The organism is Lysobacter sp. A421 (assembly GCF_054052145.1).
Genome location: NZ_JBSVRL010000005.1, coordinates 120,222 through 145,876 on the forward strand (window position 1 = coordinate 120,222; position 25,655 = coordinate 145,876).

General features: G+C 66.4%; 28 protein-coding genes. 24 read left to right on the forward strand and 4 right to left on the reverse strand.

From position 1 onward, the window contains the following. Positions 1-75 precede the first annotated feature (75 nt). From ACW7G6_RS13190 to ACW7G6_RS13210, 5 genes are all read left to right on the forward strand, one after another. Positions 76-384 carry a hypothetical protein gene (locus ACW7G6_RS13190; RefSeq protein ID WP_456980247.1) on the forward strand — a complete coding sequence of 103 codons (309 nt, stop codon included), beginning with the start codon at positions 76-78 and terminating at the stop codon, positions 382-384. A 10-nt stretch (positions 385-394) separates the two neighbouring features. Beyond that, positions 395-1,120, forward strand: coding sequence for a fumarylacetoacetate hydrolase family protein (locus ACW7G6_RS13195; protein WP_456980248.1), 726 nt, complete (start codon positions 395-397; stop codon positions 1,118-1,120). A 47-nt stretch (positions 1,121-1,167) separates the two neighbouring features. Further along, entirely contained in the window at positions 1,168-1,587 is a 420-nt protein-coding gene (gene mscL / locus ACW7G6_RS13200; protein WP_456998450.1) for a large conductance mechanosensitive channel protein MscL, read from the forward strand. Between the two features lie 128 nt (positions 1,588-1,715). Beyond that, positions 1,716-3,131, forward strand: a complete 1,416-nt coding sequence (locus tag ACW7G6_RS13205; RefSeq protein ID WP_456998451.1) for a M28 family peptidase — start codon at positions 1,716-1,718, stop codon at positions 3,129-3,131. Positions 3,132-3,140: 9 nt separating this feature from the next. Further along, the gene (locus tag ACW7G6_RS13210) at positions 3,141-4,871 is read left to right on the forward strand and encodes an EAL domain-containing protein (protein ID WP_456980251.1); all 1,731 of its coding nucleotides are present in this window, start codon (positions 3,141-3,143) and stop codon (positions 4,869-4,871) included. A 5-nt stretch (positions 4,872-4,876) separates the two neighbouring features. Here the strand turns inward: ACW7G6_RS13210 and ACW7G6_RS13215 are convergent, their stop codons facing one another. From ACW7G6_RS13215 to flgA, 4 genes are all read right to left on the reverse strand, one after another. Then, positions 4,877-6,151 (reverse strand): ATP-binding protein, encoded by a 1,275-nt coding sequence (locus ACW7G6_RS13215; protein ID WP_456998452.1) that lies wholly within the window; start codon positions 6,149-6,151, stop codon positions 4,877-4,879. Next, entirely contained in the window at positions 6,148-6,489 is a 342-nt protein-coding gene (locus tag ACW7G6_RS13220) for a flagellar protein FlgN (protein ID WP_456962913.1), read from the reverse strand. The genes ACW7G6_RS13215 and ACW7G6_RS13220 overlap by 4 nt, the downstream gene beginning before the upstream one ends. 11 nt (positions 6,490-6,500) lie before the next feature. Continuing rightward, positions 6,501-6,815: a flagellar biosynthesis anti-sigma factor FlgM gene (gene flgM, locus ACW7G6_RS13225; protein WP_456960830.1), complete on the reverse strand. Its 315-nt coding sequence runs from the start codon at positions 6,813-6,815 to the stop codon at positions 6,501-6,503. A 76-nt stretch (positions 6,816-6,891) separates the two neighbouring features. Next, entirely contained in the window at positions 6,892-7,572 is a 681-nt protein-coding gene (gene flgA, locus ACW7G6_RS13230) for a flagellar basal body P-ring formation chaperone FlgA (RefSeq protein ID WP_456980253.1), read from the reverse strand. 115 nt (positions 7,573-7,687) lie between these two features. Between flgA and ACW7G6_RS13235 the strand changes: the two genes are divergently transcribed. From ACW7G6_RS13235 to rpoN, 19 genes are all read left to right on the forward strand, one after another. Then, the gene (locus ACW7G6_RS13235; protein ID WP_456998529.1) at positions 7,688-8,620 is read left to right on the forward strand and encodes a chemotaxis protein; all 933 of its coding nucleotides are present in this window, start codon (positions 7,688-7,690) and stop codon (positions 8,618-8,620) included. Between the two features lie 69 nt (positions 8,621-8,689). Beyond that, positions 8,690-9,049 (forward strand): flagellar basal body rod protein FlgB, encoded by a 360-nt coding sequence (gene flgB / locus ACW7G6_RS13240; protein WP_456998453.1) that lies wholly within the window; start codon positions 8,690-8,692, stop codon positions 9,047-9,049. An 11-nt stretch (positions 9,050-9,060) separates the two neighbouring features. Further along, positions 9,061-9,468, forward strand: a complete 408-nt coding sequence (gene flgC, locus ACW7G6_RS13245) for a flagellar basal body rod protein FlgC (RefSeq protein ID WP_456960826.1) — start codon at positions 9,061-9,063, stop codon at positions 9,466-9,468. Between the two features lie 25 nt (positions 9,469-9,493). Then, complete coding sequence (locus ACW7G6_RS13250; protein WP_456998454.1) at positions 9,494-10,162, forward strand: flagellar hook assembly protein FlgD; 669 nt, start codon at positions 9,494-9,496, stop codon at positions 10,160-10,162. A gap of 36 nt (positions 10,163-10,198) precedes the next feature. After that, positions 10,199-11,419 (forward strand): flagellar hook protein FlgE, encoded by a 1,221-nt coding sequence (gene flgE, locus ACW7G6_RS13255; protein WP_456998455.1) that lies wholly within the window; start codon positions 10,199-10,201, stop codon positions 11,417-11,419. 37 nt (positions 11,420-11,456) lie between these two features. Further along, positions 11,457-12,203: a flagellar basal body rod protein FlgF gene (locus tag ACW7G6_RS13260; RefSeq protein WP_456980386.1), complete on the forward strand. Its 747-nt coding sequence runs from the start codon at positions 11,457-11,459 to the stop codon at positions 12,201-12,203. A 36-nt stretch (positions 12,204-12,239) separates the two neighbouring features. Next, on the forward strand, positions 12,240-13,025 hold the full coding sequence (gene flgG, locus ACW7G6_RS13265) for a flagellar basal-body rod protein FlgG (RefSeq protein WP_456960823.1): 786 nt from the start codon (positions 12,240-12,242) through the stop codon (positions 13,023-13,025). Positions 13,026-13,030: 5 nt separating this feature from the next. After that, on the forward strand, positions 13,031-13,792 hold the full coding sequence (locus ACW7G6_RS13270; RefSeq protein ID WP_456980259.1) for a flagellar basal body L-ring protein FlgH: 762 nt from the start codon (positions 13,031-13,033) through the stop codon (positions 13,790-13,792). Positions 13,793-13,803: 11 nt separating this feature from the next. After that, on the forward strand, positions 13,804-14,910 hold the full coding sequence (locus tag ACW7G6_RS13275; RefSeq protein WP_456960821.1) for a flagellar basal body P-ring protein FlgI: 1,107 nt from the start codon (positions 13,804-13,806) through the stop codon (positions 14,908-14,910). A 10-nt stretch (positions 14,911-14,920) separates the two neighbouring features. Beyond that, the gene (gene flgJ, locus ACW7G6_RS13280) at positions 14,921-15,946 is read left to right on the forward strand and encodes a flagellar assembly peptidoglycan hydrolase FlgJ (RefSeq protein ID WP_456998456.1); all 1,026 of its coding nucleotides are present in this window, start codon (positions 14,921-14,923) and stop codon (positions 15,944-15,946) included. A gap of 2 nt (positions 15,947-15,948) precedes the next feature. Next, on the forward strand, positions 15,949-17,832 hold the full coding sequence (flgK, locus tag ACW7G6_RS13285; RefSeq protein ID WP_456998457.1) for a flagellar hook-associated protein FlgK: 1,884 nt from the start codon (positions 15,949-15,951) through the stop codon (positions 17,830-17,832). A gap of 42 nt (positions 17,833-17,874) precedes the next feature. Continuing rightward, the gene (gene flgL / locus ACW7G6_RS13290) at positions 17,875-19,071 is read left to right on the forward strand and encodes a flagellar hook-associated protein FlgL (RefSeq protein ID WP_456998458.1); all 1,197 of its coding nucleotides are present in this window, start codon (positions 17,875-17,877) and stop codon (positions 19,069-19,071) included. A gap of 131 nt (positions 19,072-19,202) precedes the next feature. Beyond that, positions 19,203-20,375, forward strand: coding sequence for a flagellin (locus ACW7G6_RS13295; RefSeq protein WP_456980263.1), 1,173 nt, complete (start codon positions 19,203-19,205; stop codon positions 20,373-20,375). Positions 20,376-20,645: 270 nt separating this feature from the next. Then, positions 20,646-21,989 (forward strand): flagellar filament capping protein FliD, encoded by a 1,344-nt coding sequence (gene fliD, locus ACW7G6_RS13300; protein WP_456998459.1) that lies wholly within the window; start codon positions 20,646-20,648, stop codon positions 21,987-21,989. A gap of 23 nt (positions 21,990-22,012) precedes the next feature. After that, positions 22,013-22,447 carry a flagellar export chaperone FliS gene (fliS, locus tag ACW7G6_RS13305; RefSeq protein WP_456980265.1) on the forward strand — a complete coding sequence of 145 codons (435 nt, stop codon included), beginning with the start codon at positions 22,013-22,015 and terminating at the stop codon, positions 22,445-22,447. Beyond that, positions 22,444-22,728 (forward strand): hypothetical protein, encoded by a 285-nt coding sequence (locus ACW7G6_RS13310; protein WP_456998460.1) that lies wholly within the window; start codon positions 22,444-22,446, stop codon positions 22,726-22,728. Before fliS ends, ACW7G6_RS13310 begins: the two co-directional genes overlap by 4 nt. Continuing rightward, on the forward strand, positions 22,725-23,297 hold the full coding sequence (locus tag ACW7G6_RS13315) for a PilZ domain-containing protein (RefSeq protein WP_456960813.1): 573 nt from the start codon (positions 22,725-22,727) through the stop codon (positions 23,295-23,297). Before ACW7G6_RS13310 ends, ACW7G6_RS13315 begins: the two co-directional genes overlap by 4 nt. 112 nt (positions 23,298-23,409) lie before the next feature. Beyond that, positions 23,410-24,039: a response regulator gene (locus tag ACW7G6_RS13320; protein ID WP_456980387.1), complete on the forward strand. Its 630-nt coding sequence runs from the start codon at positions 23,410-23,412 to the stop codon at positions 24,037-24,039. Between the two features lie 156 nt (positions 24,040-24,195). Next, on the forward strand, positions 24,196-25,650 hold the full coding sequence (gene rpoN, locus ACW7G6_RS13325) for an RNA polymerase factor sigma-54 (protein ID WP_456998461.1): 1,455 nt from the start codon (positions 24,196-24,198) through the stop codon (positions 25,648-25,650). Positions 25,651-25,655: the final 5 nt, after the last annotated feature.

Here is a 25,655-nt window from a genome sequence, read left to right on the forward strand (position 1 = left end):
TATCACGAATTTCTCCTCGTACCGGCGGATACTGCCGGCTCCGGCCTTCCGCCGCATTGTGCCATGATGCATTCAATGAGCAGCCAGACTTTCCGTTTCAACAACGATTTCCTCCAGTCGCGCGTCCGCGCCGCCTTTGAGCCGCGCAAGCCGCGCAACCCGTTGCTGCGCTTCCTGATGGGTGCCCTCGGCCTCGGGTTGCTGGCCCTGTTGGTGCTTGTGGGCGCCGTCATCGGGTCGGCAATGCTGGCCGCGGGCCTGGTTTACCGGCTGTTCCGCGGCCGCAGCCAGCCGTTGCCGCACCGTCGCGCCGCCAGTCAGCATGACCCCCGGGTGGTCGAGGGCGAGTACCGCGTCGTCGACAAGTCGACCCAGCCGCGCTGACGTACCCGCGATGCCCGGCAACGATGTAATCCCTGCGCCCCAGCAGGCCCGCATCCCCGTCCGCGGCACCGGCGACGCAGGTTTTTTCCCGGTTCGCCGGATTTATTGCGTGGGGCGCAACTTCGCCGACCATGCCCGTGAGATGGGCGCCGTCGCCCCCGCGTCGAAAGCCGAGCGCGGCAGCCCGGTGTTCTTCTGCAAGCCGGCCGACGCGCTGGTGCTCGATGGCGTCGTCCCCTACCCGCGTGGCACCACCGAGCTGCACCACGAGGTCGAGCTGGTGGTCGCGCTCGGCGCCGACGCTCCGGCCGGCGTGCTCGACCCGGGTGCCGCCGACGCACTGGTGTTCGGCTACGGGATCGGCCTGGACCTGACCCGCCGCGACCTGCAGGCGGCCGCCAAAGCCAAGGGATTGCCCTGGGACACCGGCAAGGCATTCGATCATTCCGCCCCGGTCAGCGCGCTGGTGCCGGCCGCCGAGGTCGGCGATCTGGCAACCCGCACGCTGACCCTGAAGGTCAATGGCCAGCTCCGCCAGCAGGGCGCGTTCGCCGACCTGGTCTGGGACGTGCCGGACATCCTGCATGAGCTGTCGAAGTTGTATGCGCTGCGCGCCGGCGACCTGGTGTTCATGGGCACACCGGCAGGTGTCGGGCCGTTGCTGCCCGGCGATACCTTCCTTGCTTGCCTCGATGACGTCGTCCAATTGCGCGGTCACGTCACACCATCAACATGAGGCTATAGTTTCCACGGCATTCCCCAATACCCCAAGGAGATCACCTGATGAGCATGGTCAGCGAGTTCAAGGCATTCATCGCGCGCGGTAACGTCCTCGACCTGGCGGTCGCGGTGATCATCGCCGCCGCGTTCGGCAAGATCGTCACCGCGCTGGTCGACGGAATCATCATGCCGATCGTCGGCATGGCGATGGGCGGGGTCGATTTCTCGCAGTTGTTCTTCGCCCTCGACGGTGGCGACTACGCCAACCTCGCGGCCGCGCAGGAGGCTGCGGCACCGGTCATTACCTACGGCGCATTCATCCAGACCATCATCGACTTCCTGCTAATCGCGTTCGTGATCTTCATGATCATCAAGGCCTACAACAGGATGATTACCAAGCAAGCCGCCGCCCCGGCTGCACCGGCGGAAGAAGTGCTGTTGCTGCGTGAGATCCGCGATTCGCTGAAGCAACCGGGCCTCTGAGCAACCACACCGGGGCAATCTCAAGCGTGGCACGCCGCCATGTGACTTGAGGCACGCCATTATGAAGCCGCGAGTTGTTACGCTCGCGGCTTCATTGTTTTTCGGGCCATGGCCCGGCAGGAGATCCGATGCGCATTCCATTGCTGCTGGGCACCACCCTGGCCACCTCCCTGTTGCTCGCCGGCACTGTCCACGCCGCGCCGGCGGATACCCATATCCCCGAGGCCGCGATGGACACCGCTGCGCAATTGCGCGCCACTGCGCTGGCCAGCGACCTGGGCTACAGGATCACCGAATCGCTGACCACTGAAGTCGGCCCGCGGCTGGCCGGCAGTCCAGCCGATGCCCGTGCGGTCGCCTGGGCCAAGGCCAAGTTCGAAGAGCTCGGCTACGACAAGGTCTGGACCGAGCCGGTCACCTTCCCGAAGTGGGAGCGTCGCAGCGAGAGCGCGCAGGTACTGGGCGCCCATTCACAGAACCTGGTGCTGACGGCATTGGGCGGCAGCCCGGGTGGCACGGTCACCGGTGAGGTGGTGCGCTTTGCGGATCTGGCGGCACTGGAAGCCGCACCGGCCGACTCACTGGACGGCAAAATCGCGTTCATCGATTACAGGATGGAACGTGCCCGCGATGGTAGCGGCTACGGTCTGGGCTCACGTACCCGTTCGGGCGGCCCTTCGGCCGCAATCCGGGCCGGCGCCAGTGCCTACCTGATGCGCTCGGCCGGCACCGACTCGCACCGCAACCCGCACACCGGCATTACCCGCTTCGACGACGGCCTGACCCCGATCCCGTCCGCCGCACTGGCCGCGCCGGATGCCGACCAACTGAGCCGCTTGCTCGCCCTGGGCAAGCCGGTACAAGTGAAGATGGCGCTGGACACCGGCTGGAACGGCGAGGCCACCTCCTACAACGTGATTGGCGAGATCACCGGCAGCAGCAAGCCCGACGAAGTCGTGTTGATCGGCGGGCACCTGGACTCCTGGGATGCCGGCACCGGCGCGATCGACGACGCCTCGGGCGTTGGCCTGACCATGGCGGCCGGAAAGCTGATCGGTGACCTGCCGACCGCTCCGGCGCGCACCATCCGGGTGATCGCGTTCGCCAATGAGGAGCAAGGCCTGTGGGGTGGCAAAGCGTATGCCGAAGCCCATGCCGGCGAGGTCAAACAGCACCAGATTGCTGCGGAAAGCGATTTCGGCGCCGGCCGTGTTTATGCGTTCGAGACCTCAGCACCGGACTATGCCAAGGCCGCCGAAGCGCAGATCCTGAAGGCGCTCGCACCGCTGGGAATCGAGCACGCGGCCGGTGAAGGTGGCCCCGGCCCCGACCTCGGCCCGTTCGCACGCAACGGCCTGGCCTGGGCCAGCCTGAGCCAGGACGGCACCGACTATTTCGACCTGCACCACACTCCGGACGACACCTTCGACAAGATCGACCCCGAAGCCCTGGCGCAGAATGTCGCGGCGTATGCGGTGTTTGCCTACCTGGCCGCATCGGCCGAAGGGGATTTCGGCGGCGGCGAGACACCCGCGCAGGACTAGCTCCATCCCATGCCCCAGCGCTATGACGATTTCGGTTACATCTCCCTGGACCCGGTTGCGGGTATCTATCGTCTTGGCGCCAACGGGCCCAGCTTGACCACAGCGCTGGCCGCCGCCAGCGCTACCAAGCGACGGGTCGCATTGCTGCACATCAACATCGACATGTTCCGTTCGATCAACGCGAACATGGGCGAGGAGGTCGGCGACAAGGTCCTGGCCGCCACGGCTCAGCGGCTGCGCAAGACAATCCCCCAGGACGGCTGGTTATGGCGACTTGCGGGCGACCAGTTCATCGCCGCCATCGGTTACCGGGACGGGGAGTCCGACGGCAGCAACCTGGCCAACCTGTTGCGCGATGCCTTCGAGACGCCGCTGTCCATCCCGCCCTATACGGTGCCGATCACGTTTTCGATCGGGGTGGCGATATTTCCCGACCATGCCAGCAACGCCGCCACGTTACTGGCCAAGGCCGAGCAAGCCCTTCTCCGGGTCAAGAAGGAAGGCCTGGATGCCGTCGGCCTGTATGTCGCCAAGCCGGGACACACCGCATCCAACGACGGCTTTGCCGAACGCTTCGCCAAGGCGCTGGACAACGACGAGTTCCGTCTGTTCTACCAACCCCTGGTCAATGCCGATGATGGCGGGTTGTCGGGTTTCAGTGCCTTGCTGCGCTGGCAGACCGAGGACCAGGGCCTGATGCTGCCGAACCGCTTCATCGAGATCGTTGATCGCGTCGGGTTGTCAGAGCCGCTGGGCTGGTGGGTCGTCGAATCGGCACTGCGCCAGCTGGCGCAATGGCAAAACCAAGGCCTGGATTACCTCGGCATATCGGTCCACCTTGACGAGCCGCTGCTCACTCATCGCGATTGCGTGGATCGGATCGGCGCGCTGTTGCACAAGTACGGTTTGCCTGCGAAGGCATTGGAGTTCGAGGTCGCCGAAACCGTACTCGCGCTCGACACCCGCCAGGTCCTGGACAATCTTGCCGGCTTGCGCGCTTTGGGGGCCACCCTGACCGTGCACGACTTCGGCTTGGGTGGCCTGAGCATGTCCGCGCTGGCCCAATACCCGCTGGACCGGTTGAAGATCGACCGCAGCTTCATCCTCAACGTCGCCAGCAACACCCGCAGCGCCGCCATCGTTCGCGGCATCATCGCCATGGGCCACAGTCTGGGCATGAAGGTCACCGCGAAGGGTGTCGAAAGCGAGGCCGAGCTTGGCTTCCTGCGTCGCAACCATTGCAATTTCCTCCAGGGTTACCTGTTCAGCGCACCGCTGCCGGCCGACGAACTGGACGACCTCATCCGGCGCCGTTTCCTGCTGCCGGAGGCATTCACCGCCAACCGTCCCGCACGCACCTTGCTGCTTCTTGACGATGAGGAGAACGTGTTGCGATCGTTGGTGCGGCTGTTCCGCCGCGACGGCTACCAGATCCTGACCGCCAACGGGGTACGCGAGGCATTCGACCTGCTGGCCAGCAACCCGGTCCAGGTGATCCTGTCCGATCAACGCATGCCTGACATGAGCGGCACCGAGTTCCTGACCCGCGTGCGCGACATGTACCCCGATACGGTACGCATGGTGTTATCGGGCTACACCGACCTGACCACCATCACCGAGGCGATCAACCACGGATCGATTTACCGCTATCTCACCAAGCCCTGGAACGACGATGAACTGCGCGAGCACATCCAGGCCGCGTTTCGCGCCTACGAACAGCATGCGACCGGCCATGACTGACGCAATTACTGTGGCGTGGAAGTCGCAGCCCCCGGCAGTGCCGCCGACCCGGTGGGCTGCGTGATCGGCAACACCACCCGGAACGTGCTGCCCACACCCAGCCGGCTGGATACCTCGATGCGGCCGTGGTGCTTGGCCACGATGGAGTAGCAGACCGCCAGGCCCAGGCCGGTACCGCGCCCAATCGGCTTGGTGGTGTAGAACGGGTCAAAGACCCGCTGCAGTACTTCATCGGGTATGCCACAGCCACTATCGCTGATGCTGACCCATACCTCGCCATCGTCCGCGCCGGTCGCCATCACGATCACGCCCCGCTCATGGATGGCCTGGCCGGCATTGATCAGCAGGTTCATCAATACCTGATTGATCTCCGAGACATGGCACTCCACCGGTGGCAGCGGACTGTAGTACTTCTCGATCCGCACCTTGTACTTGAGGTCGTTCCAGACGATGTTGAGGGTGGATTCCAGGCCCTTCTCGATGTTGGCGGCCTGCATCGGTTCATCGGGGCCAATCCGGGAGAAATCCTTCAGGTCCTGGACGATCTTGGTGACCCGCTCAATCCCTTCGCGGGACTCCTCCAGCAGTTTCGGGACATCACCGGTGATGAAGTCGATATCCAGCCGCTCTCGCATCGCCTGCAACTGCTCCCGACTGGTGCCGGGGGCGCTGTCATCCAACGCCGTGTCGTAAGCCTCCAGCAACGCGAGCAACGCGCCTACATACTCTTGCAAGGTGCCCAGGTTGGAGTGGATGTAGCCCACCGGATTGTTGATCTCGTGGGCGACGCCTGCGGCGAGCTGGCCGATCGAGGCCATCTTCTCGGACTGCAGCAGCTGTTCCTGGGTCCCGGCCAGCCGTCGATAGGTGCGTTCCAGCTCATCGTGGCGTTGTTGCAACTCTGCTTCGCGTGCCGAGCGGGCGGTGACGTCCCAGAAGGTCGCAAACCGCTGGCCCCGACCGCCGGGTTCGGCGAACAGCCGGATCTCCAGCACCATCGCTGGCGCCTCGATCACCACCTCACCACTCCACCGGCCGTCGCGACAGGCGATGTCCCAGGCGTCCTCGGGAATGTGCCCGGGCAGGACCGACAACGCATTGCTCCCGGCGTTTGTCGTGCTGGCCAGCAATCGCTGCCCCAACACGTCGGCGGCGGCATTGGACCGCTCCGCTTGACCAGCCGGGTTGAACAGGATGATCGCGGTGTCCGTCAACGAGACCAGCGTCAACAGGTCCCCACTCCATGGGGGACGTTGGTCTGGGCTGGTCGCGTCGTTCATCCCACTCCGAGAGCGCGCACCTGTGGACGTGCGCTGGCTTGTCCATCGGTATCGTACACGCCCGCCGATTCCATGCGGCCAAGGTGCCGTAGCGCCCAGGTCACTTCGCGACGACGACGCGTGAGCAACACGTTGTTGGCCCGATTCAGTTCACTGAGCGCAATCACGCGCCCGGAGAAGTCGTCACTCAATGGACGCTTCTCCACTTCCCTCAACGCAACCAGCTTGGCCTGGGTCGATCCGAGCAACGCATCGACGTCATGGGTCAACAATGCCTGACGCTCGGCTTGCAGCGCCTGCTCCAACGCGTCCAGCGACGCCGTTACCGATGGCTGCATCGCCGTGATGGTCATTTCAGCAATGCGTCCTCGAACGCCAGCATGCGCGACGCGACCTGTTGCGGGTCGACCTGATAGCTGCCATCCGCCAGCGCCGCGCGAACCTCGTTCACACGGGCCACGTCGATGCCTGCCGGCGCGGCCAGGGAGCGCTCCAGGACCTGCAGGCCCGCCGCCTCACCGGTTAAAAGCATGCGGTCCGTCGCCGGTGTCGCCGCCACTGGTTCGGAACGGTCTCCACCGGCACGGACGCGGGCCTGGCTGGGGGCTGCCAACTCGGCCGCGCGGGCGGCGGGCGGCGGGGCGCCATTGATCTGGTTGGACATCACTTAACTCCTGATTGCTCGTCGACCCCGGTAACGACCGGCCCGGAAGGAACTTTAGCCAATGGCGCCAACAATTTCAGCGCGTCACTTCAACCACGCCATCGCCGACCAGGCGGCCACGGATGATGCGCCGCGACGCCAGGTTCTCAACCGCGACCGTGGCCCCCGGCTCTGCGCGGCCCAGCGCACGACCGGCCATCCGCACTTCCACCCCGCCGATGCGCGAGACCAGCATGACCGGATCACCACGCTTGAGTAGCGGGCCATCGGCCAGGTCGGCATCGGTCAATGCCGCACCCGGCACCAGCCCCTGGACCGCGGTCAGGCCGATGACCGCCCCGGGTTCACGAAAGCCCTTGCCGCCAGCGCCGGCCATGTCCCGCCGACGCACCACCACGTCGGCGGCGGTAATCAGCTGCCCGGCAGGGACGGCCTTGGTCAGCACCACGACATCGGCCTCCCGGCGAACCCGCACCGGCACGTAAAGGCGCCAGCCGGGCGCATCGTCGCAGCGGACCTGGACCGTATGCGGCCCGGTTGGCACGGCCTTCAGTGGCGTAGTACAGGTTGCCAGTTGTAATGCCGGATCGACCATGGCTTCCGAGCCGGTCCCGGCAACGCCCAGGGCCGCCAACGCGGCCTCGCGGATGTCGGCCGGTCGGGTTGCCTGGGCACCGGACGGCAGCGCAAACGCAGCAACCAGCAGTGTTGATAGCGACAGGCAACGACACCAGGGTCGAGAACGGGACGGAAGCAAAATGCATCTCACGCAGGAGGTCAGCCATTGCACAAGCAATTTGCATGCCGCGGGCGATCTCGCGGGGTGGCGGGCGATGACTCAAGAACTGCCGGGCAAGGCCGACAACCTGTCCATGAGCCACCAACTGCTGGACCGAATCGACCAACGTACCCGCCTGGCCGGTCACAACCGACTGGCATTGCTGTTGTTCCGGCTGGGCCAACGTCAGCTTTTTGGCGTCAACGTATTCAAGGTCCAGGAGGTCATCCCCCGTCCGCCGTTGTTCACCCTGCCGCAACTGCCGGCAGCGTTCAACGGCGCGGCCGATATCCGCGGCCGCACCGTTCCGGTGCTCGATCTGGCACGGGCGATCGGCTATGACACCGGCGGCGCGCCGCCGCCGGCCTACCTGGTGGTCACCGAGTTCAACCGAAGCGTGCAGGGCTTCCTGGTGGCCGGCGTGGACCGGATCGTCAACGTCGCCGTCGAGGATATCCAGCCGCCACCCGACCTGGGCGGAGAAGGCAATTACCTGACCGGCGTAACCCGCCATCATGGCGAGCTGATCCAGCTGATCGACGTGGAGAGCGTGTTGGCCGAGTCGTCGCCCAGGGCCAGCGACGCCAGCGGCATCGTCGCATTGCAGCCCACTGCTGGGTCACCGCAGGAAGTGCTGGTTGTGGATGACTCGCGCGTGGCCCGCAACCAGATCCGTGCGGTGCTGGATCAGCTTGGGCTGCCTTCGACCCTGCTTTCGGATGGTCGCCAGGCCCTGGAACACCTGCAGCAACTGGCAGAAAGCGGCCTGCCGCCCCAGCAGCGCTACGCCATGGTGATCTCCGATATAGAGATGCCGGCAATGGACGGTTACACGCTGACGACGGAAATCCGACGCGACCCGATGCTGCGGGGGCTGTATGTACTGCTGCACACCTCGCTGTCGGGCGTGTTCAACCACGCCATGGTGGAGCGCGTGGGGGCGGACGACTTCGTCCCCAAGTACTCCGAGCATGAGCTGGCGCAACGCATTGCCGCCCGGATGAACGCACTCCAGAAGGCCTGCTGACGCCCAACTGCAGCGGCTGTGGCACGCCGCTTGCTTGATCCGGGGGGAATCCGCACCCCGGAGGGCGCAATGTCCGATTTCCTTGGTATCCATGGCACCGCACTGGCCTTGCGCGAGCAACGCCTGCAACTGCTCGCATCCAACATCGCCAACGCCGACACCCCGGGCTTCCAGGCCCAGGACATGGACTTCGGCAGCGCCTTGCGCGCCGCGCTGCAACCGAGCGCCGGCCTTGGCGACGCGATTGGCAACGCCGCCCAGGCCGCGCTTTACGCCCCGACCTCCTCCCAGCCCAGCATGGACGGCAACACCGTGGACGCCGAGCGCGCCAAGGCGAGCTTCGCCCAGGCCTCGCTGGAGTACCGGGCCTCGATGTCGTTCGTGGAGTCGAAGGTACGCGGGATGTTGACCGCGATCACCGGGCAGTAAGGGGAACCAGGATGAGCAACCTTCCGATCTTCGACGTCGCCGGCTCGGCGATGAACGCCCAATCGGTGCGGCTGAGCACCGTGGCCAGCAACCTGGCCAATGCGGACTCGGTAGCCGGCAACCCGGATGCGGTCTATCGCCCCTTGCACCCGGTGTTCTCCGCCACCCCGGTGGCCGGACAACCGGGGCTTGCCGGGGTGCAGGTCGACGACGTGACCCAGTCCGACGCCGCCCCGTTGCGTCGCTACGAACCCGGCCATCCGCTGGCCGACGCGGACGGCTATGTCTATGCACCCGATATCGACCCGGTCGCACAGATGGTCGACATGATTTCCGCCTCGCGCAGCTACCAGGCCAACGTGGAGGTTTTCAATACCGCCAAGGAACTGGCCATGGCGACCTTGAACATGGGCAAGTAGCCCACCCGACCGACGAGATGACCCCATGACCAGCATCCCCGCGACCAACAACGACAATCCCTACGGCGCCCTCGGGCTGGGCAACCAGCAGACCGCCCGCGACACGACATTGGGACAGGCCGATTTCCTGCGCCTGATGACCGAGCAACTGAAGAACCAGGACCCGCTCAAACCGCTGGACAACAACCAGTTCCTCGGCCAGCTGGCGCAGTTTTCCACCGTGCAGGGCATCGAGGACATGCAAAGCGCCATGGGCTCGATGGCCAGCGTGATGGAGTCCGACCAGACGCTGCGCGCAGCCAGTCTGGTCGGACGCGAAGCGCTGGTGGAAGCCGACACCGTCGAGCTTGCTGCAGGCGCTGGCGCACGTGGCGAGCTGGTTGCCATGGCTCCCGGCACGGTCCAGATCGAGATCGTCGACAGCGCCGGCGCGATCGTGCGCAAGACCACCGTCGAGGCCGGCGCGGCCGGCAACGTGGCGTGGGAATGGGACGGCCGCAATGACAGCGGCGACCCGATTGCCGCCGGCACCTACTCCATCCGCGCCAGCAGTGGCGTGGGCAAGGAAGCGGAGGCCCTGGACCTGCGCCTGGCCGCGCACGTGGACAGCGTATCCATCGAGCCGACCGGACTCGTGCTCAATCTTTCCGGCCTCGGCAGTCACCCACTGTCGTCGATCCGTCGCATCGGCTGACCGCCGCCCAACCCCGATTTTCCAGGAGCACACAGCATGAGTTTTCGCATCTCGCTCAGTGGCATGAACGCGGCCACGTCCGACCTCAACGTCACCTCCAACAACATCGCCAACGCCAACACCAGCGGCTTCAAGCAATCGCGCGCCGAGTTTGCCGACGTATTCCCGGTCTCGGGCTACGGCTTGTCGCGCAATGCGATTGGCTCCGGGGTGAAGCTGGCCCAGGTCGCGCAACAGTTCGACCAGGGCAATATCGAGTTCAGCGGCAAGGCGCTGGACCTGGCGATCAGCGGCGAAGGCTTCTTCACCCTGTCCGACAACGGCGCGAACGTCTATTCGCGTGCCGGCAACTTCGGAGCCGACAGTGAAGGCTACGTGGTCAATCCCAGTGGCAACCGCCTGCAGGTATTTCTGCCCAATGCCAGCGGCACCGGCTTCGATACCGGCCGTATGGGCGATCTGCAGCTGGCCGTGGGCGACGCACCGCCCCAGGCCACCGGCAAGGTCGATATCGGCACCAACCTGCCGGCCGACGCCAAAGTGCCCGCGATCACCCCCTTTGATGCCAACGACCCGACCACCTACAACCACACCACCTCGCTGACGGTCTACGACTCGCTGGGCGCGGCCCACACCCAGTCGTTGCACTTCGTAAAAACCGCCAACCCCAACCAGTGGCAGGTCCATACCTCGATCGATGGCACCACCACCGGCGCGCCGACCACCTTGCAATACTCCGACACCGGCGCATTGCAAACGCCCAACCCCGGCACCTTCCCGATGCCCGCTTTCGACCCCGGTAATGGCGCCGCGCCGATGGCGCTCACCCTGGACCTGGGCGGCTCCACGCAGTACGGCAACAAGTTTGGCGTCTCTTCGCTGGCCCAGGACGGGTACGCCACCGGCCGCCTGACCGGCATCGAGGTCTCCGCCGAAGGCGTGGTCAACGCCCGTTACACCAATGGCGTGTCCACCCCCCTGGGCCAGGTCGCCCTGACCAACTTCGCCAACCCACAGGGCCTGCAATCGCTGGGCAACAACGGATGGGCCGAGACCGCCGAGTCCGGCGACGCACGTCTTGGCAGCGCCGGTTCCTCCGAGCTCGGTCTGGTCCAGGGCGGCGCACTGGAGGCCTCCAACGTCGACCTGACCGCGCAGCTGGTCAACATGATCACGGCCCAGCGCAACTTCCAGGCCAACGCGCAGATGATTTCCACCCAGGACCAGATCACCCAGACCGTGATCAACATCCGCTGATGCGCGGCCGTCTGCCACCAACGAGGCAAACCCGATGATCGACAAGGCCGCCTATGTGGCGATGACCGGCGCAAGCGCCACCTTGCGGGCACAGGCGTCGGTCTCGCACAACCTCGCCAACACCGACACCATCGGTTTCCAGGCCACCCTGGCTGGCACCGTGGCCAGCCCGGTGGGTGGCGACGGCCATGGCTCGCGTGTCGCGGCGGCATTCCGCACCCTGGGTGTCAGCGCCTCACCGGGGGCGATCAACATCACCGGCAACGTGCTGGATGTCGCGCTGGACCAGGACCGTTGGCTGGCCGTGCAGGCACCCAATGGCGATGTCGCCTATACCCGTGCCGGCGACCTCAAGCTGAGCCGCAACGGGCTGCTCACCACCGCGACCGGGTTGACGGTGCTTGACCAGCGGGGCGCGCCGGTGGCGATTCCGCCCCACGAGTCGCTGCACATCGGCAGTGACGGCACCATCTCGATCGTCCCGCTCGGCCAGCCAGCGAACACCGTCGCCGAAGCCGGCCGGTTGCAAGTGGCCGCCGCACGTACCGATCAGCTGGAGCGTGGTGAGGATGGGCTGATGCGCCTGCCCGCCGGCGCCGCGCCGCTGGCTCCGGCCGCCGGTGAGGTACTGACCGCCGGTGCGCTGGAGCAGAGCAACGTCGACCCCACCGCGATGCTGGTCTCGATGATCCAGCTGTCACGCCAGTTCGAGATGCAGGTACGGGTCTTGCAGAGCGTTGACGAGAACGCACAGGCGAGCAACTCGTTGTTGTCCTCGCGCTGATCCACCGACCCACCAGAATTCTTCGGAGTATTCCCCATGACCCAGGCACTTTGGATCGCCAAGACCGGCCTCGACGCGCAGCAGACGCGCATGGCGGTGATCTCCAACAACCTCGCCAATACCAATACCACCGGCTTCAAGCGCGACCGCGCCAGCTTCGAGGACCTGCTTTACCAGACCGTGCGTCAGCCCGGCGGTGCATCGTCCGAGCAGACCCAGCTGCCCAGTGGCCTGTCCACCGGCACCGGCGTGCGGGTTGCCGCCACCGCCAAGCAGTTCACCCAGGGCAACCTGGCCCAGACTGGCAATGCCCTGGACGTGGCCATCAACGGTCGCGGATTCTTCGAGGTGCTGATGCCCGATGGCAACCCGGCCTACACCCGCGACGGCAGCTTCCAGATCAACTCGCAAGGCGAGCTGGTGACCAACGCCGGCTACCCGGTGCAGCCCGGCTTGCAGCTCCCCGAAGGCGCGCAGGCCGTGACCATTGCCGGCGATGGCACGGTCACCGTCCAGCTCGCCGGCCAGGCCGAAGGGGTCCAGATCGGCGCGTTGTCGGTCGCCGACTTCATCAACCCCGCCGGGCTGCAGGCCAAGGGCGGCAACCTGTACGTGGAGACCGGTGCCAGCGGCCCGGCCCAGGTCGGCGCCCCGGGCGAGAACGGCGCGGGCTTGCTGCAGCAGGGGGCGCTGGAAGGCAGCAACGTCAACACGGTCGAGGAGCTGGTGTCGATGATCGAGACCCAGCGCGCGTACGAGACCAACGCCAAGGCCATCTCGACCGTCGACCAGATGCTCGGCTTCCTCAACCAGAACCTGTGACTGCCATGACCGACTTCGCTCCGGCATCCGGCGTTCGCGTTCGCGGCTGGGCACTGGCGTGCACCGCGATGCTCGCGTTATCCGGCTGTGCCAGCCTGGTGGGCGATGTGCGTCCGTTCGCGCCAATGGTCCCGCTCGCCGACCCCGACATCGCGGCCATGCCGGGCCATGCGATGCCCGCGGTGGCACCGCCAGTCCGGTCGGGCCAGGCCAGCGTCGGCTCCATCTATGCCAGCAACAGTAACAACGGCTTGCAACTGTTCCAGGACAACAAGGCCCGCAACGTGGGCGACTTGTTGACCATCGTGCTGATCGAACGCACCTCGTCCACCTCGCGCGCGAAGACCGCCGTGACCAAGGACTCGGGCTTCAGCCTGGGCGCACCGGTGCTTGCCGGGGTGCCGGTGACCTACAACGGGCAGTCGATCCTGCAGGCCGAAGTCGAGGCCGGGCGTGACTTCAATGGCGCCGGTGACTCCACCCAGAGCAACCGCCTGGACGGTGAAGTCACCGTGACTGTGGTCCGCGAACTGGGTAACGGCAACCTGCTGGTCAGTGGCCAGAAGCAGATGCGCCTGAACCAGGGTGATGAACTGGTCCAGGTTCAAGGAATCGTACGCACGGCCGATATCGGGCCTGACAACCGCATCACTTCCGACCGCGTCGGCAATGCCCAGATCGTCTATGGCGGTCGCGGCACGCTGGCGCGTTCCAATGCGATGGGCTGGCTTGGCCGGTTCTTCAACTCCGCCGCCTTCCCGTATTGAGGACCACCAGCATGCGTCCAACCATCAAGTCCATCGCCACCTTTGTCCTGCTGGCCTTGTTTGCCGCCGGCCCGGCCTGCGCCGAGCGGGTCAAGGATCTCGCCCAGGTGGCCGGCGTACGCGGCAACGCGCTGATCGGCTACGGGCTGGTCGTGGGCCTGGATGGCAGCGGTGACCGCACCAGCCAGACCCAGTTCACCGTGCAAAGCCTGAAGACGATGCTCGAGCAGTTGGGCGTCACCCTGCCCGATGGCGTCAACCCGCAGCTGAAAAACGTCGCGGCTGTCGCGATCCATGCCGAGCTGCCGCCCTATGCCAAGCCCGGCCAATCGATCGACGTCAGCGTGTCCTCGATCGGCAACGCGGGTTCACTGCGCGGCGGCAGCCTGCTGATGGCGCCACTGAAGGGCGCCGACGGGCAGGTCTATGCGATTGCCCAGGGCAACGTGGTGGTCAGCGGCTTTGGCGCCTCCGGCCGTGACGGGTCGCGGATTTCGGTCAACGCACCCAATGGCGGAAGCATTCCCAACGGGGCCATTGTCGAGCGTGCCGTCCCCGGCGGTGCGGCGCCCACTGGCAACATCACCCTCAATCTGCACGAATTCGACTTCACCACCGCCTCGCGCCTGGTCGCTGCGATCAACCAGGCATTCGGTCCCGGCCGCGCCCACGCGGTGGACGGCGTCACCATCGAGATCACGCCGCCGTCCGATAACCGCATCGGCTTCCTGGCCCAGCTCGAAGCGCTGGACGTCAGCCCCGGCGCGGCGGCGGCCAAGGTCATCGTCAATGCCCGCACCGGCACCGTGGTCATGGGTGGCCATGTCACCGTGCTGCCGGCAGCGGTCTCGCACGGCTCGCTGACGGTGTCGATCGTGGAAAGCGCGCAGATCAGCCAACCCGGCCCGTTCAGCGATGGCGTCACCGCCGTGATGCCCGAATCCTCGATCGAGATCAGCGAGAGCGGTAACCGCATGTTCCTGTTTGAAGGTGGCAGCTCACTGCAGGCCATCGTGCGTGCAGTGAACGCGGTAGGCGCCGCCCCCGGTGACATCGTTGCCATCCTGGAAGCCCTCAAGCGCGTGGGTGCATTGCGCGCCGAGCTCGAGGTGATCTAGCGACCACGCCATGCGCCTGCCTTCCGCCACCGCCCTGCCACTGCAACCTCCCGACGCCTCGCGCGAACGGTTGCAAACCGCTGCACGCGAGCTGGAGTCGCAGTTTGCCCAGATGATGCTCAAGTCGATGCGCAGCACCAGTTTTGGTGACTCGATGCTGGGCGACAACACCATGTACCGCGACATGTACGACCAGCAACTGGCCAAGGAAATGAGCAAGGGCCGCGGCCTGGGCCTGGCACCAATGATCGAGCGCCAACTGTCGCGCAGCCTGCCCATGAGCCCGACCGCGAGCGAGGCGATGCCGATGGCGTTGATGAAGAACCTGCCGCTGCCAATGCCACTGCCGGGAGCAACGATAATGACCGGCTTGTCGCTGGCGCCCAGCCATGGCGGCGTTTCGTTGCCGGCGCTGGCGCCGTTGCCGCCTGCGCCGGAGCCAGCGGCCATATCGAATGGGATCGGCGCCCCCGGTCATGTCGACGGCCCTTGCGACCCCAACGCCCAACTTGACTGCAGCAGCCCGGAAGCCTTCGTACAGTCGATCTGGCCACACGCGGTGGAAACCGCGCGCGAGCTGGGGGTATCGCCAAAGGCACTGGTCGCCCAGGCCGCGCTGGAGACCGGCTGGGGCCGGCGCCTGGTTGGCGGCGATGGCTCGCACAATCTGTTTGGCATCAAGGCCAGCGGCCACTGGGACGGCAAGCGCGTCGACTCAGGCACCCATGAGTTCGTCAATGGCCGCCGCGTCGAGACCCGCGCCCAGTTCCGCGCCTATGGCTCGGTGCACGAAAGCTTCGCCGATTACCGACGGCTGATGCATAACGACCGCTATGCCGGCGCACTTGCCTCCGGCGAAGACACCTCCCGCTTTGCCAACGCATTGCAAAAGGCTGGCTACGCCACCGATCCGGCTTACGCCGCCAAGATCTCCGCGATTGCCAACGGACCGACCCTCCGCCGCGCGCTGGAAACCCTTGATGACGCCCACGGCCGCACCTTCGCCGCGCTACCCGACACCACCACCCGAGGCTGACCATGAGCGGACTGCTATCCACCGGAAGTTCGGCCCTGCTCGCGTTCCAGCGCGCACTCAACACCGTTGGCCACAACGTCGCCAACGCGTCCACGCCGGGCTATAGCCGCCAGCGTGTAGATCTGGAAGCGCGCTTCGGGCAAAGCACCACGGCCGGCTACATCGGCGCCGGGGTGGACGTCGCCGGGCTGCAGCGACTGGCCGATGGGCTGGTATTTGGCCGCCAGATCGACAGCAGCGCCGAGATTGGCCGACTCGGCCAACTGTCGTCGATGTCGATCCGGCTGGACAAGTTGGTCTCGGACTCGGCCAGCAGTCTGGCAACCCCCTGGTCGGCCTTCTTTGCCGCCGCCGAAGGGGTCACGGCCGAGCCCACCTCGGGGACGGCGCGCAACGCACTGATTGCCGCAGGCAACCAGCTCGCTACGCGCTGGGGCAACCTGGACGCGCAGATGGCGACGCAGGAAGACCAGGTTGACCAGCGCATCAAGGCCCAGGTCGCCACCGCCAACCAGCTGGCCGGCGAAATCGCGATCCTCAATCGCGACATTGCCGCCGCCGGCAGCAATGCCGCGCCCGACATGCTCGACCAGCGCGCGGTCCGGATCGACCAACTGGCCAACCTGGTGGGCGCGGAGACCGTCGCCCAGGACGACGGCTCGATCAACGTGTTCACCACCGGCGGCCAGCCAATGGTGCTGGGCAGCCGCGCCATGAGCTTGGGAACCGTTGCCGACCCTTACCGCGCCGACCGGGTGCAACTGTCACTGGAAACCGCCGGCGGCGGCTCGATCCCGCTCTCGGCGACCACCGTGTCGGGTGAAGTCGGCGGCCTGCTGGAGTTCCGCAGTCGCGTGCTCGACCCCGCGCGCGCCGAACTGGGCCGGCTGGCGACCGCGTTCGCCGAAAGTTTCAACGCCACCCAACGCGCCGGCGTGGACTACCACGGCAAACCGGGCAGCGACTTTTTTACCCTGCCGGCACCGCGCATCGACCGCCATGCCGGCAATGCCGGCGATGCCGTGCTCAGCGCCAGCATTGGCGACCTGGGCACGCTGAAGGGCAACGACCTGGTGCTGCGTTTCGATGCCGGCAGCTGGGCCGCGACCCGCAGCGATACCGGCGAGCCGGTCGCCATCACCGGCACCGGCACCGCCGCCGACCCGTTGCGGGTTGACGGCGTCGAGCTGGTCCTCGCCGGCACCCCGGCCAATGGCGACCGGTTCTCCCTGCGCCCGACCGCAGGGGTTGCCGGCGGGCTGAAAATGGCGCTGACCGACCCCAATTCCATCGCCGCCGCTGCACCACTGGAAGTCAGCGCCGACAGCGGCAACCTGGGAACCGCCAAGACCGGTTCCAGCAAGATCACCGATGCCGCTGCATTCGCGGGCTTTGCCGGTGCCAGCATCGAATTCATCGATGCCGGCCAGTACACCATCGATGGCGCGGGTCCGTTCCCGTACAGCCCCGGCACTCCGATCAGCGGCGACGGCTGGTCGCTGGAGCTGGATGGCACGCCCGCCGCGGGCGACCAGTTCAGCCTGTCGCCCACCCCGCCACGTTCGTCCGACAACAGCAACGCACGCCAACTGGCCGGGATGGATGAGCAGGACATCCTCAATGGCGGAACCCTGGACCTGACCGCCGGGCTGGCGCAGTTGACCGGCAAGGTCGGCGGCGATGCGCGCCACGCCGAGCTCAACCTGGAGGTGCAAACGGCGATCCACGGCCAGGTCACGGCCGAGCGCGAATCGCTTTCGGGCGTCAACCTGGACGAGGAGGCCACCAACCTGCTGCGCTACCAGCAGGCCTACCAGGCCGCCGCGCAGATCATCGCCACCGCCGACACCCTGTTCCAGTCCCTGCTCAGCGCCGTCCGCCGCTGATCGCCGCCGCGTTGACCGAACCGCACCGATGAGACCGCTCCCATGAGAATTTCCACCGCCGGGATGTACGCACAGGGGCTGCAGAGCATGCTGCAGCGCCAGTCCGAAATGGTTCGCACCCACGAGCAGATGACCACCGGAGTGCTTTATTCCCGTGCCGGCGAGGCGCCCGCCGCGGCCGCCACCTCGCAAGGCCTGGACCACGCGCTGGCCGCGCTGGACAGCTACAAAACCAGCGCCGGCCACCTCGACCGCCGCCTGAACCTGCAAGAGCACGCACTCACCAGCGCCAACGACCGCCTGACCCGCGCCCGCGACCTGGTCATACAGGCCAACACCCCGACGCTGTCGGCCGACGACCGCAAGACCATTGCCATCGAACTGCGCCACCTTCGCGCGGAGATGATCTCCATCGGCAACACCACCGACGGCTCCGGCCGCGCCCTGTTTGCCGGCACCCGCGACGGCGTGGTGCCGTTTACCGACAACGGCGGCACCGTCACCTATACCGGCAACGACGGCCAGAACGACCTTGACGTTGCCCCCGGCCTTGGCTTGCGCGATGCCGACCCCGGCAGCGAGCTGTTCATGCGGGTGCCGACCGGCGACGGCATCGTGCGTGGCCGTGCGGACGCGGCCAACACCGGTAGCGGCGTGCTGCAATCGGCCAGTGTCACCGACCACGGTGCCTGGAGCGGCGGCGCCATCACCGTGGAGTTCACTGCCGCCGATCAGTATCGGGTGCTCGATGCTGGCGGCGCCGAGATTGCCACTGGCACGTGGGAGAAAGGCGAGACCATCAATGCCGGTGGCGTGCAGTTGAAGATCAATGGTGCACCTGCCGCCGGCGACAGCTTCGGTGTCGGGCGGGCGCCGCAGAACGACATTTTCGGCACGTTGCAGTCACTGGCCGATGCACTCGACGCGCCGGGCGACTCCGCCGCCGACACCGCCCGCCTGACCAACGCACTCACTGCCGGTCTGGGCGACCTGAGCCGCGCCCAGGAGCACATGATTGCCGCGCGCGCCAGTACCGGCAACCGCTTGTCGGCACTGGACGCGGCCGAAGAAAGCCGCAGTGCCACCAAGCTGTCGCTGGAGGCCACCCTGTCTGGCTTGCGCGATGTCAACTACGCCGAGGCCGCCTCCGAGTTCGCAATGCAACTCACCGCCCTGGAGGCCGCCCAGACGGTGACCCTGCGGATCCAGGGCCTGTCGCTGTTCAACAAACTGGGTTGATTGGCAAGTTTTCGCTAAAGCTTCCAAGGCTGATGCCGTTACCTTTCTCAGCAGCGGACAAGTCCTGATTACAGCGACGCCCCTGCGAGCTACCGGTCCCACACCGGCATCCCTTCCAGGAGAACCACACCATGTCTGTCATCAACACCAACGTAATGTCGCTCAATGCCCAGCGCAATCTGGCCAGCAACAGCGCCGACCTGGGCACCACCATCCAGCGCCTGTCCTCGGGCCTGCGCATCAACAGCGCCAAGGACGACGCCGCCGGCCTGGCGATCTCCGAGCGCTTCACCACCCAGATCCGCGGCATGGACCAGGCCGCCCGCAACGCCAACGACGGCATCTCCCTGGCGCAGACCGCCGAAGGCGCGCTGGGCGAGATCGGCAACAACCTGCAGCGCATCCGTGAACTGGCGGTGCAGTCGCGTAACGCCACCAACTCCGACTCCGATCGCGCTGCACTGAACGCCGAAGTCAGCCAGCTGAAGTCCGAGATCCAGCGCGTCGCCGAACATACCGACTTCAACGGCAAGAAGTTGCTCGATGGCAGCTTTGGCGATGCTGTATTCCAGATCGGCGCCAACCAGGGCCAGACCATTACCGTCAGCGGCATGGCCAATGCCAACATCGACTCACTCGGTACCTGGACGGCCCCCAGCACCTACGCCTCAACCGTCGCCAGTACTGCCAACACCGCACAGACCGCTTTGGCGGCTGGCGACCTGACCATCAATGGCGTGGACATCGGTGCGGTCAATGCCGGTACGGATGCGACCACCCAGGGTGACAACCTGATAGCAGCCATCAATGCCAAGACTGCCGAGACTGGCGTGTCGGCCACCAATGCCGCCGGCGTGTTGACGCTTACCTCCACCAGCGAGGATGGCATCAAGATCGCCGGCAACACCGCCAATGCAACGGCAACAGCCGCCGCAACCGGCTTGACCGTCGCCGACACTGCCGCCACCGAGACAGTCGGCGCCACCACCGACGGCTTCCAGGCACAGAACGTCCTGAGCGCCGACGCAGCTGACAACATGATCCTGGCCATGGACGCGGCGTTGAATGACGTCAACTCCTCACGCGCCGACCTGGGTGCGATCCAGAACCGCTTCACCTCGGTGGTGACCAACCTGCAGACCAGCTCGGAGAACCTGTCCGCGGCCCGCAGCCGGATCGTGGACGCCGACTACGCCAAGGAAACCGCCAACCTGAGCCGCACCCAGATCCTGGCCCAGGCCGGTACCGCGATGCTGGCCCAGGCCAACCAGGTGCCGCAGAACGTGCTCAGCCTGCTGCGTTAATCTCCCTCCCCTGGGAACCCCGACCGGTCAGTGGCTTTTTGCCCTGGCCGGTTTTTTTGTGCGCTGGTTTTCGGGACGGGGAAAGTGATGCGGTTCAAGGTATGGCTAAAGGTTTGCCAGCGCTGGCCGATACCTTGAGAGCTGGACCGGCGGGCCTAAGCCGCCGCCAATCCATCGGAACGGTTCTTGCTTGGTTGACGGGTCTGCTGTCGGGTCTGTTGTCGGGGTCGGTTACCCGGGCCCATCAGCCATCACTCAAAGGAGACGCGCGTGGCTTCCATTTCCAGCCCAGGGTTTGCATCCGGCCTCACCGATCTGGTACCCCAGCTGGTAGCGGCCGAGCGCGCGCCGGGCGACCGCCGCTTCGACCGGATCGAGAGCACCACCAAGGCGCAGATCTCCGCCTTCGGCAAGGTCAGCAGCGGCTTGTCCGGGCTCCAGGACACGCTGGCGAAACTGGACGGCATTGGCGCCTCACTGGGCCGCAAGGTCACCGTTGGCAGCGACGCCGGCTTTACCGCGACCGCCACCGAAAAGGCCGCCCTTGGCAGTTACCAGATCGCCGTAGAAAGCCTGGCCACCACCCATAAATTGCAGTCCGCCGCCCTGGCCAAGGACACCCAGCTGGGCCACGGCAACCTGTCGATCACCATGGGCGACGGTGAACCCATCGAGGTCACCATCGAGGAGGGCAAGGGCTCGCTGGCCGATATCCGCGACGCCATCAACGCCCAGGCCGGCGGCAAGGGTGTCACCGCAACGCTGGTTCACAGCGATGCCGGCGACGTGTTGGTGCTGGCCTCCACCGAGACCGGCAGCGAAGGCCGGTTGCAAGTCACTGCCACCGGTGGTGACGGCGGTCTGGCGGCGCTGGACACCACCAGTGGCAGCATGACGGTCACCGACCCGGGCAACGATGCACGCGTGGTCATCGATGGGCTCACCCACACCAGCAGCAGCAACCGCCTCGACGGCGCGATCGACGGCATCACCCTGGATCTGACCAAAGCCCAGCCGGGGGAGACGTTCTCGCTGGACCTGAGCGCCGATGCCAGCCCGTTGAAAGCCAAGTTGCTGGGCTTTATCAGTGCCTACAACACGGCCCTGTCCGCATTGGGCACACAAAGCGCGGCCGGCGGGGAAGCCAGCAGCGGCGCACCGCTAAGCGGAGATTCCGCGCCGCGTTCCATCACCTCCAGCCTGCGCAATACCATCAGCGCCAACTACTCACAGTTGGCCGCGCTCGGCTTCAAGACCGAAGTGGACGGCTCGTTGAGCATGGACGGCGCCAAGTTCGACGCCGCCATGGCCGCCGACCCCGAAGCGGTGTCACGCCTGTTTGGTGGCGACGGCGGGTTGCAGAAAACCATGGCCGGTTCGTTGAAGTCCTGGGTCGGCGACGAGGGTTTGATCCAGGGCCGCACCAATGCCCTCAACTCACGCCTGGAATCGCTGGCGACCGACCGGGAAAACTTCGACCGCCGGATCGAAGGCGTGGAAGCCCGGTACCTGCGCCAGTTCACCGCGCTGGACGTGATGATCTCGAAGTTGCAAAGCACCAGCTCCTTCCTCACCCAGCAGCTGCAGAACCTGCCAAGCCCTGCCGGCAACTAACTTTCCTGGACCCCGAGCCCGCCATGCATAGCGCCCGCAGTTACGCCAACCAGTACCGTCAGACCAACGTCAACAGCGCCGTGCTGGAGGCCAGTCCGCACCAGTTGGTCGCGTTGATGCTGGCCGGCGCCCGCGCCCGCGCCCGCCTCGCCATTGCCTGCCTGGAGCGCGGCGACCTGCCGCGCAAGGCCAAGGCAATCAGCGATGCAAGCGCGATCATCGGCGGGCTGAATGGTGCACTGGACATGAAAGCCGGCGGCGAAATCGCCGACGGCCTGCAACAGCTGTATGACTACGCCCAACGCCGGCTGCTGGACGCGAACGTCGGCAACGACAGCGCACCGCTGATCGAGATCGAAGACCTGCTGGGCGAGATCGAGACCGCGTGGTCCGCCATCGCACCGGGGCAACCGGGCGCCGCGGGCCCGTCGCCTGATCAAGCAAGGCTGGGGCCATGACGCCGGTGCTGCCCAGTGACGCCATCCGTCTCGCGCTGGACAGCGGACGGCTCGATGACGCAATTGCCTTGATCTCCCAACACGAGCTGGACGTGCGCACCGCATTGGGCAAATCCCCGGCCAGCGCAGACGACCAGGACGGATGGCAGGCACTGCTATCGACACAGCGCTCGTTGCTGGAACAGCTGCAAGGCGCACGCAGCGACACGATGGAGGCGTTGCAGCGTCTGCAAGGCAACCGTCGCAGCGCACAGGCCTACCGGGCCCAGCGCCTGCCATGAATGCCGACGAGGCCCGCGCCGCGGTTTTCGGTGACTCGCTTACCTGCCAGGAGGTTCGTCCGGTCGCGTTTGTGCCCGGGGCGCTGGACGAGAGCGCCCAGCGCGTCGCATGCGCCCGCGCCGAGGCGCTGCTACGCGCGATCGCCTTGGTGGAGGACAGTCGCACCGACGACCCGGACGAGCGCGGCACCCAGGAACTGGGGATGCAGCGCATTGAAGCCAAGCTCGACCTGCTGACCGCGCTGGTTGCCACGTTGGTGGGCAATCGCGATACCCAGGACCACCCGCAGTCTGTCCGCTGGTCGGCACTGGGCGTGTGCCTGGCCGTGGGGAACTCCGCCGCCGACGTGGCACCCGGCACCGTGGGCGTATTCCGGGTGCTGCCCTGCGACTGGCTGCCACAGGCCCTGGAGCTGCCCGCGACCGTATTGGCCAGCGTCGCTGATGGCACGGGCCGTCAGCTATGGCTGCGTTTCCAGGCATTGCCGGCAACGCTCGCCTCGGCCCTGGAACGGCACTTGTTCCGGGTCCACCGTCGAGCGATCGCCGAATCGCGCCGGCCGCGCTGAACCCCTTGCCGCACGGACCTTCCCCGCAAGCGGCAATGGGAACGGGACGGTTGGGCTAAAGTGAACTCGTCTCCACGTCCCGTTGGAGCGCGTCCCGCGAGAGGTTCACTTGCTGCGCGTACTGATTTGCGATGACCACACCCTGGTCCGGGCCGGCTTGCGCCGGTTGCTGGAATCCTTCGATGCGATGGAGGTGGTCGCCGAAGCCGCCAGCGCTGACGAGGCGGTGATACAAGCACGCAGAACCCTCCCCGACGTGGTCCTGCTTGACCTGTCAATGCCCGGCCGCAATGGGTTCCAGGCCCTGGATGAGCTGCGCCAGGTCTGTCCCGACACCGCGGTGGTCATCATGTCGATGCACGACGATGCCTCCCATGTCCGCGAGGCGCTGGCGCGAGGGGCGTCCGGCTTCGTGGTCAAGGAGGCCGCACCCGCCGAGCTGGACATCGCCCTGCGCGCCGCGGCCGCCGGGCGCACTTACCTGAGCCCGCAGGTCTCTGCGCCCCAGCTGCGCGGCGGGCGCTCCAGAGCGGTGACGGGGGTGGATGCGTTGCCCCCGCGCCAGCGCGAGATCCTGGCCGCGCTGGGTGCCGGCCGCAGCAGCAAGCAGATCGCCGGCGACCTGAACATCAGCGTCAAGACCGTTGAAACCCACCGTGCGCGGATGATGGAAACCCTGGGCTGTCCCAACGCCACCGAGTTGCTGCGCATCGCCCTGGGATTGCACGCGGGCGGTTTGTAGCCGCAAAACCGGCACCAGGTCCGGAAAACCCCTACATGCATTCGGGATAACCCCTACCTGACTCGGGTTTGCCCCGATTCGTTATCTGTCACCGACGAGGCAAGATCAGCCCTGCAGGATCCGTACCGCGCGTACGGCATCACCACAGGGGGATCTGTGAAACAAACCGTCCACGGGCAGTTGACGCAAACCGTCAACCTCACGCCGCAACTGTTGCAGTCGATCCGGCTGCTGCAACTATCTGCCCCACAGTTGGAAATGGAGCTGCTGCAGGCCTTGGAGCTCAATCCAATGCTGGAGCACGATGACGCCGACGAGATCGGGGAAACCGACGCCAGCGTCCAGGAGGCTGACGGCGACGATGCGACGCTGGACGCCGGTGCCTGGGACGAGCTGCCCGAGCCGATCTACACCTCGGCAGCGTCTGGCAGTGCGTCGGGCGACGACGACGCCACCGCGCGGATCGCGGCCGGCAGCTCCACCGACCCACGGGTCCGCCTGCTGCAGGAGCTGGCCCTGGATTGGGATATCGACGACCTGCGTGGTGCCCAGTGGTGGCTGGACCAGTGCGATGACCGCGGTTACCTGGAACACCCGCTGGCCGGGCTGGTAGCCGCCGGGGCCCGTGAGCTGTCGATTACCCGGCCGGCAATGAAAACCCTGCGTTTGCGGCTGCTCAACGGCCCGTGGCCAGGGATGGCGGCGGTCGATGCAGCCGAGTGCCTGCGTGCGCAGCTGGCCCGGCAACGCCAACAGGCCGAACGAACTGGGACACATCCGGGCGATCCCGTCGCGCGCGAGCTGGCCACTTACGCCCTGGCCGACCGCATCCTTGCCCACCACATCGACCTGCTGGCCGCGCACGATCACCCAGCGCTGGCCGCCGCATTGGATGCCACCCCGGACGCTATCAAGCGCGCCACCGGATTGATCCTCAGCCTGAGTCCCTGCCCGGTCGAGGAACCCACCGACGCCGCAACGCCCTACATCACGCCCGACGTGGTGGCGCGTTTTCTGGGCGGACGGTGGCGGGTCGCCCTGAACGGCCGAGCCACCCCGCGCATCCGCGTTGCCGCCCATTGCGCGCGCGCCCTGGACGGCGCACCGGGTGACCAGAGCGTGCTGCGTGGCCTGCTCGACGAGGCGCGTTGGCTGGTGCGCGGCGTGGCGATGCGCAACGACACCCTGCTGCGCACCACCCAGGTGCTGATCGAGCGCCAACGTGGTTTCCTGGAACGCGGCGAGGAGGCAATCGTGCCGCTGACCCTGCGCGAGGTTGCCGACGAGATCGGGATGCACGAGTCCACCGTCTCGCGCATCACCACCGGCAAGTACATCCAGACCCCGCGCGGCACCCTGGAGCTCAAGCGCCTGTTCGCCGTCCGGCTGGAAGGCGCGAGCGTATCGGGAACCGCGGTCAAGGCGATGGTCCGGCGCCTGATTGATGCCGAGCCCCCACACGCACCGCTGGCCGATGACACCATTGCCGGGCTGCTGGAACGCCAGGGGGTTTGCATTGCGCGCCGCACCGTGGCGAAGTACCGCGGCCAACTTTGCATCGGCCCCGCACGCTCGCGTCAACGCCCGGCGCCTACCGCCACCGCCAGCTGAACTGG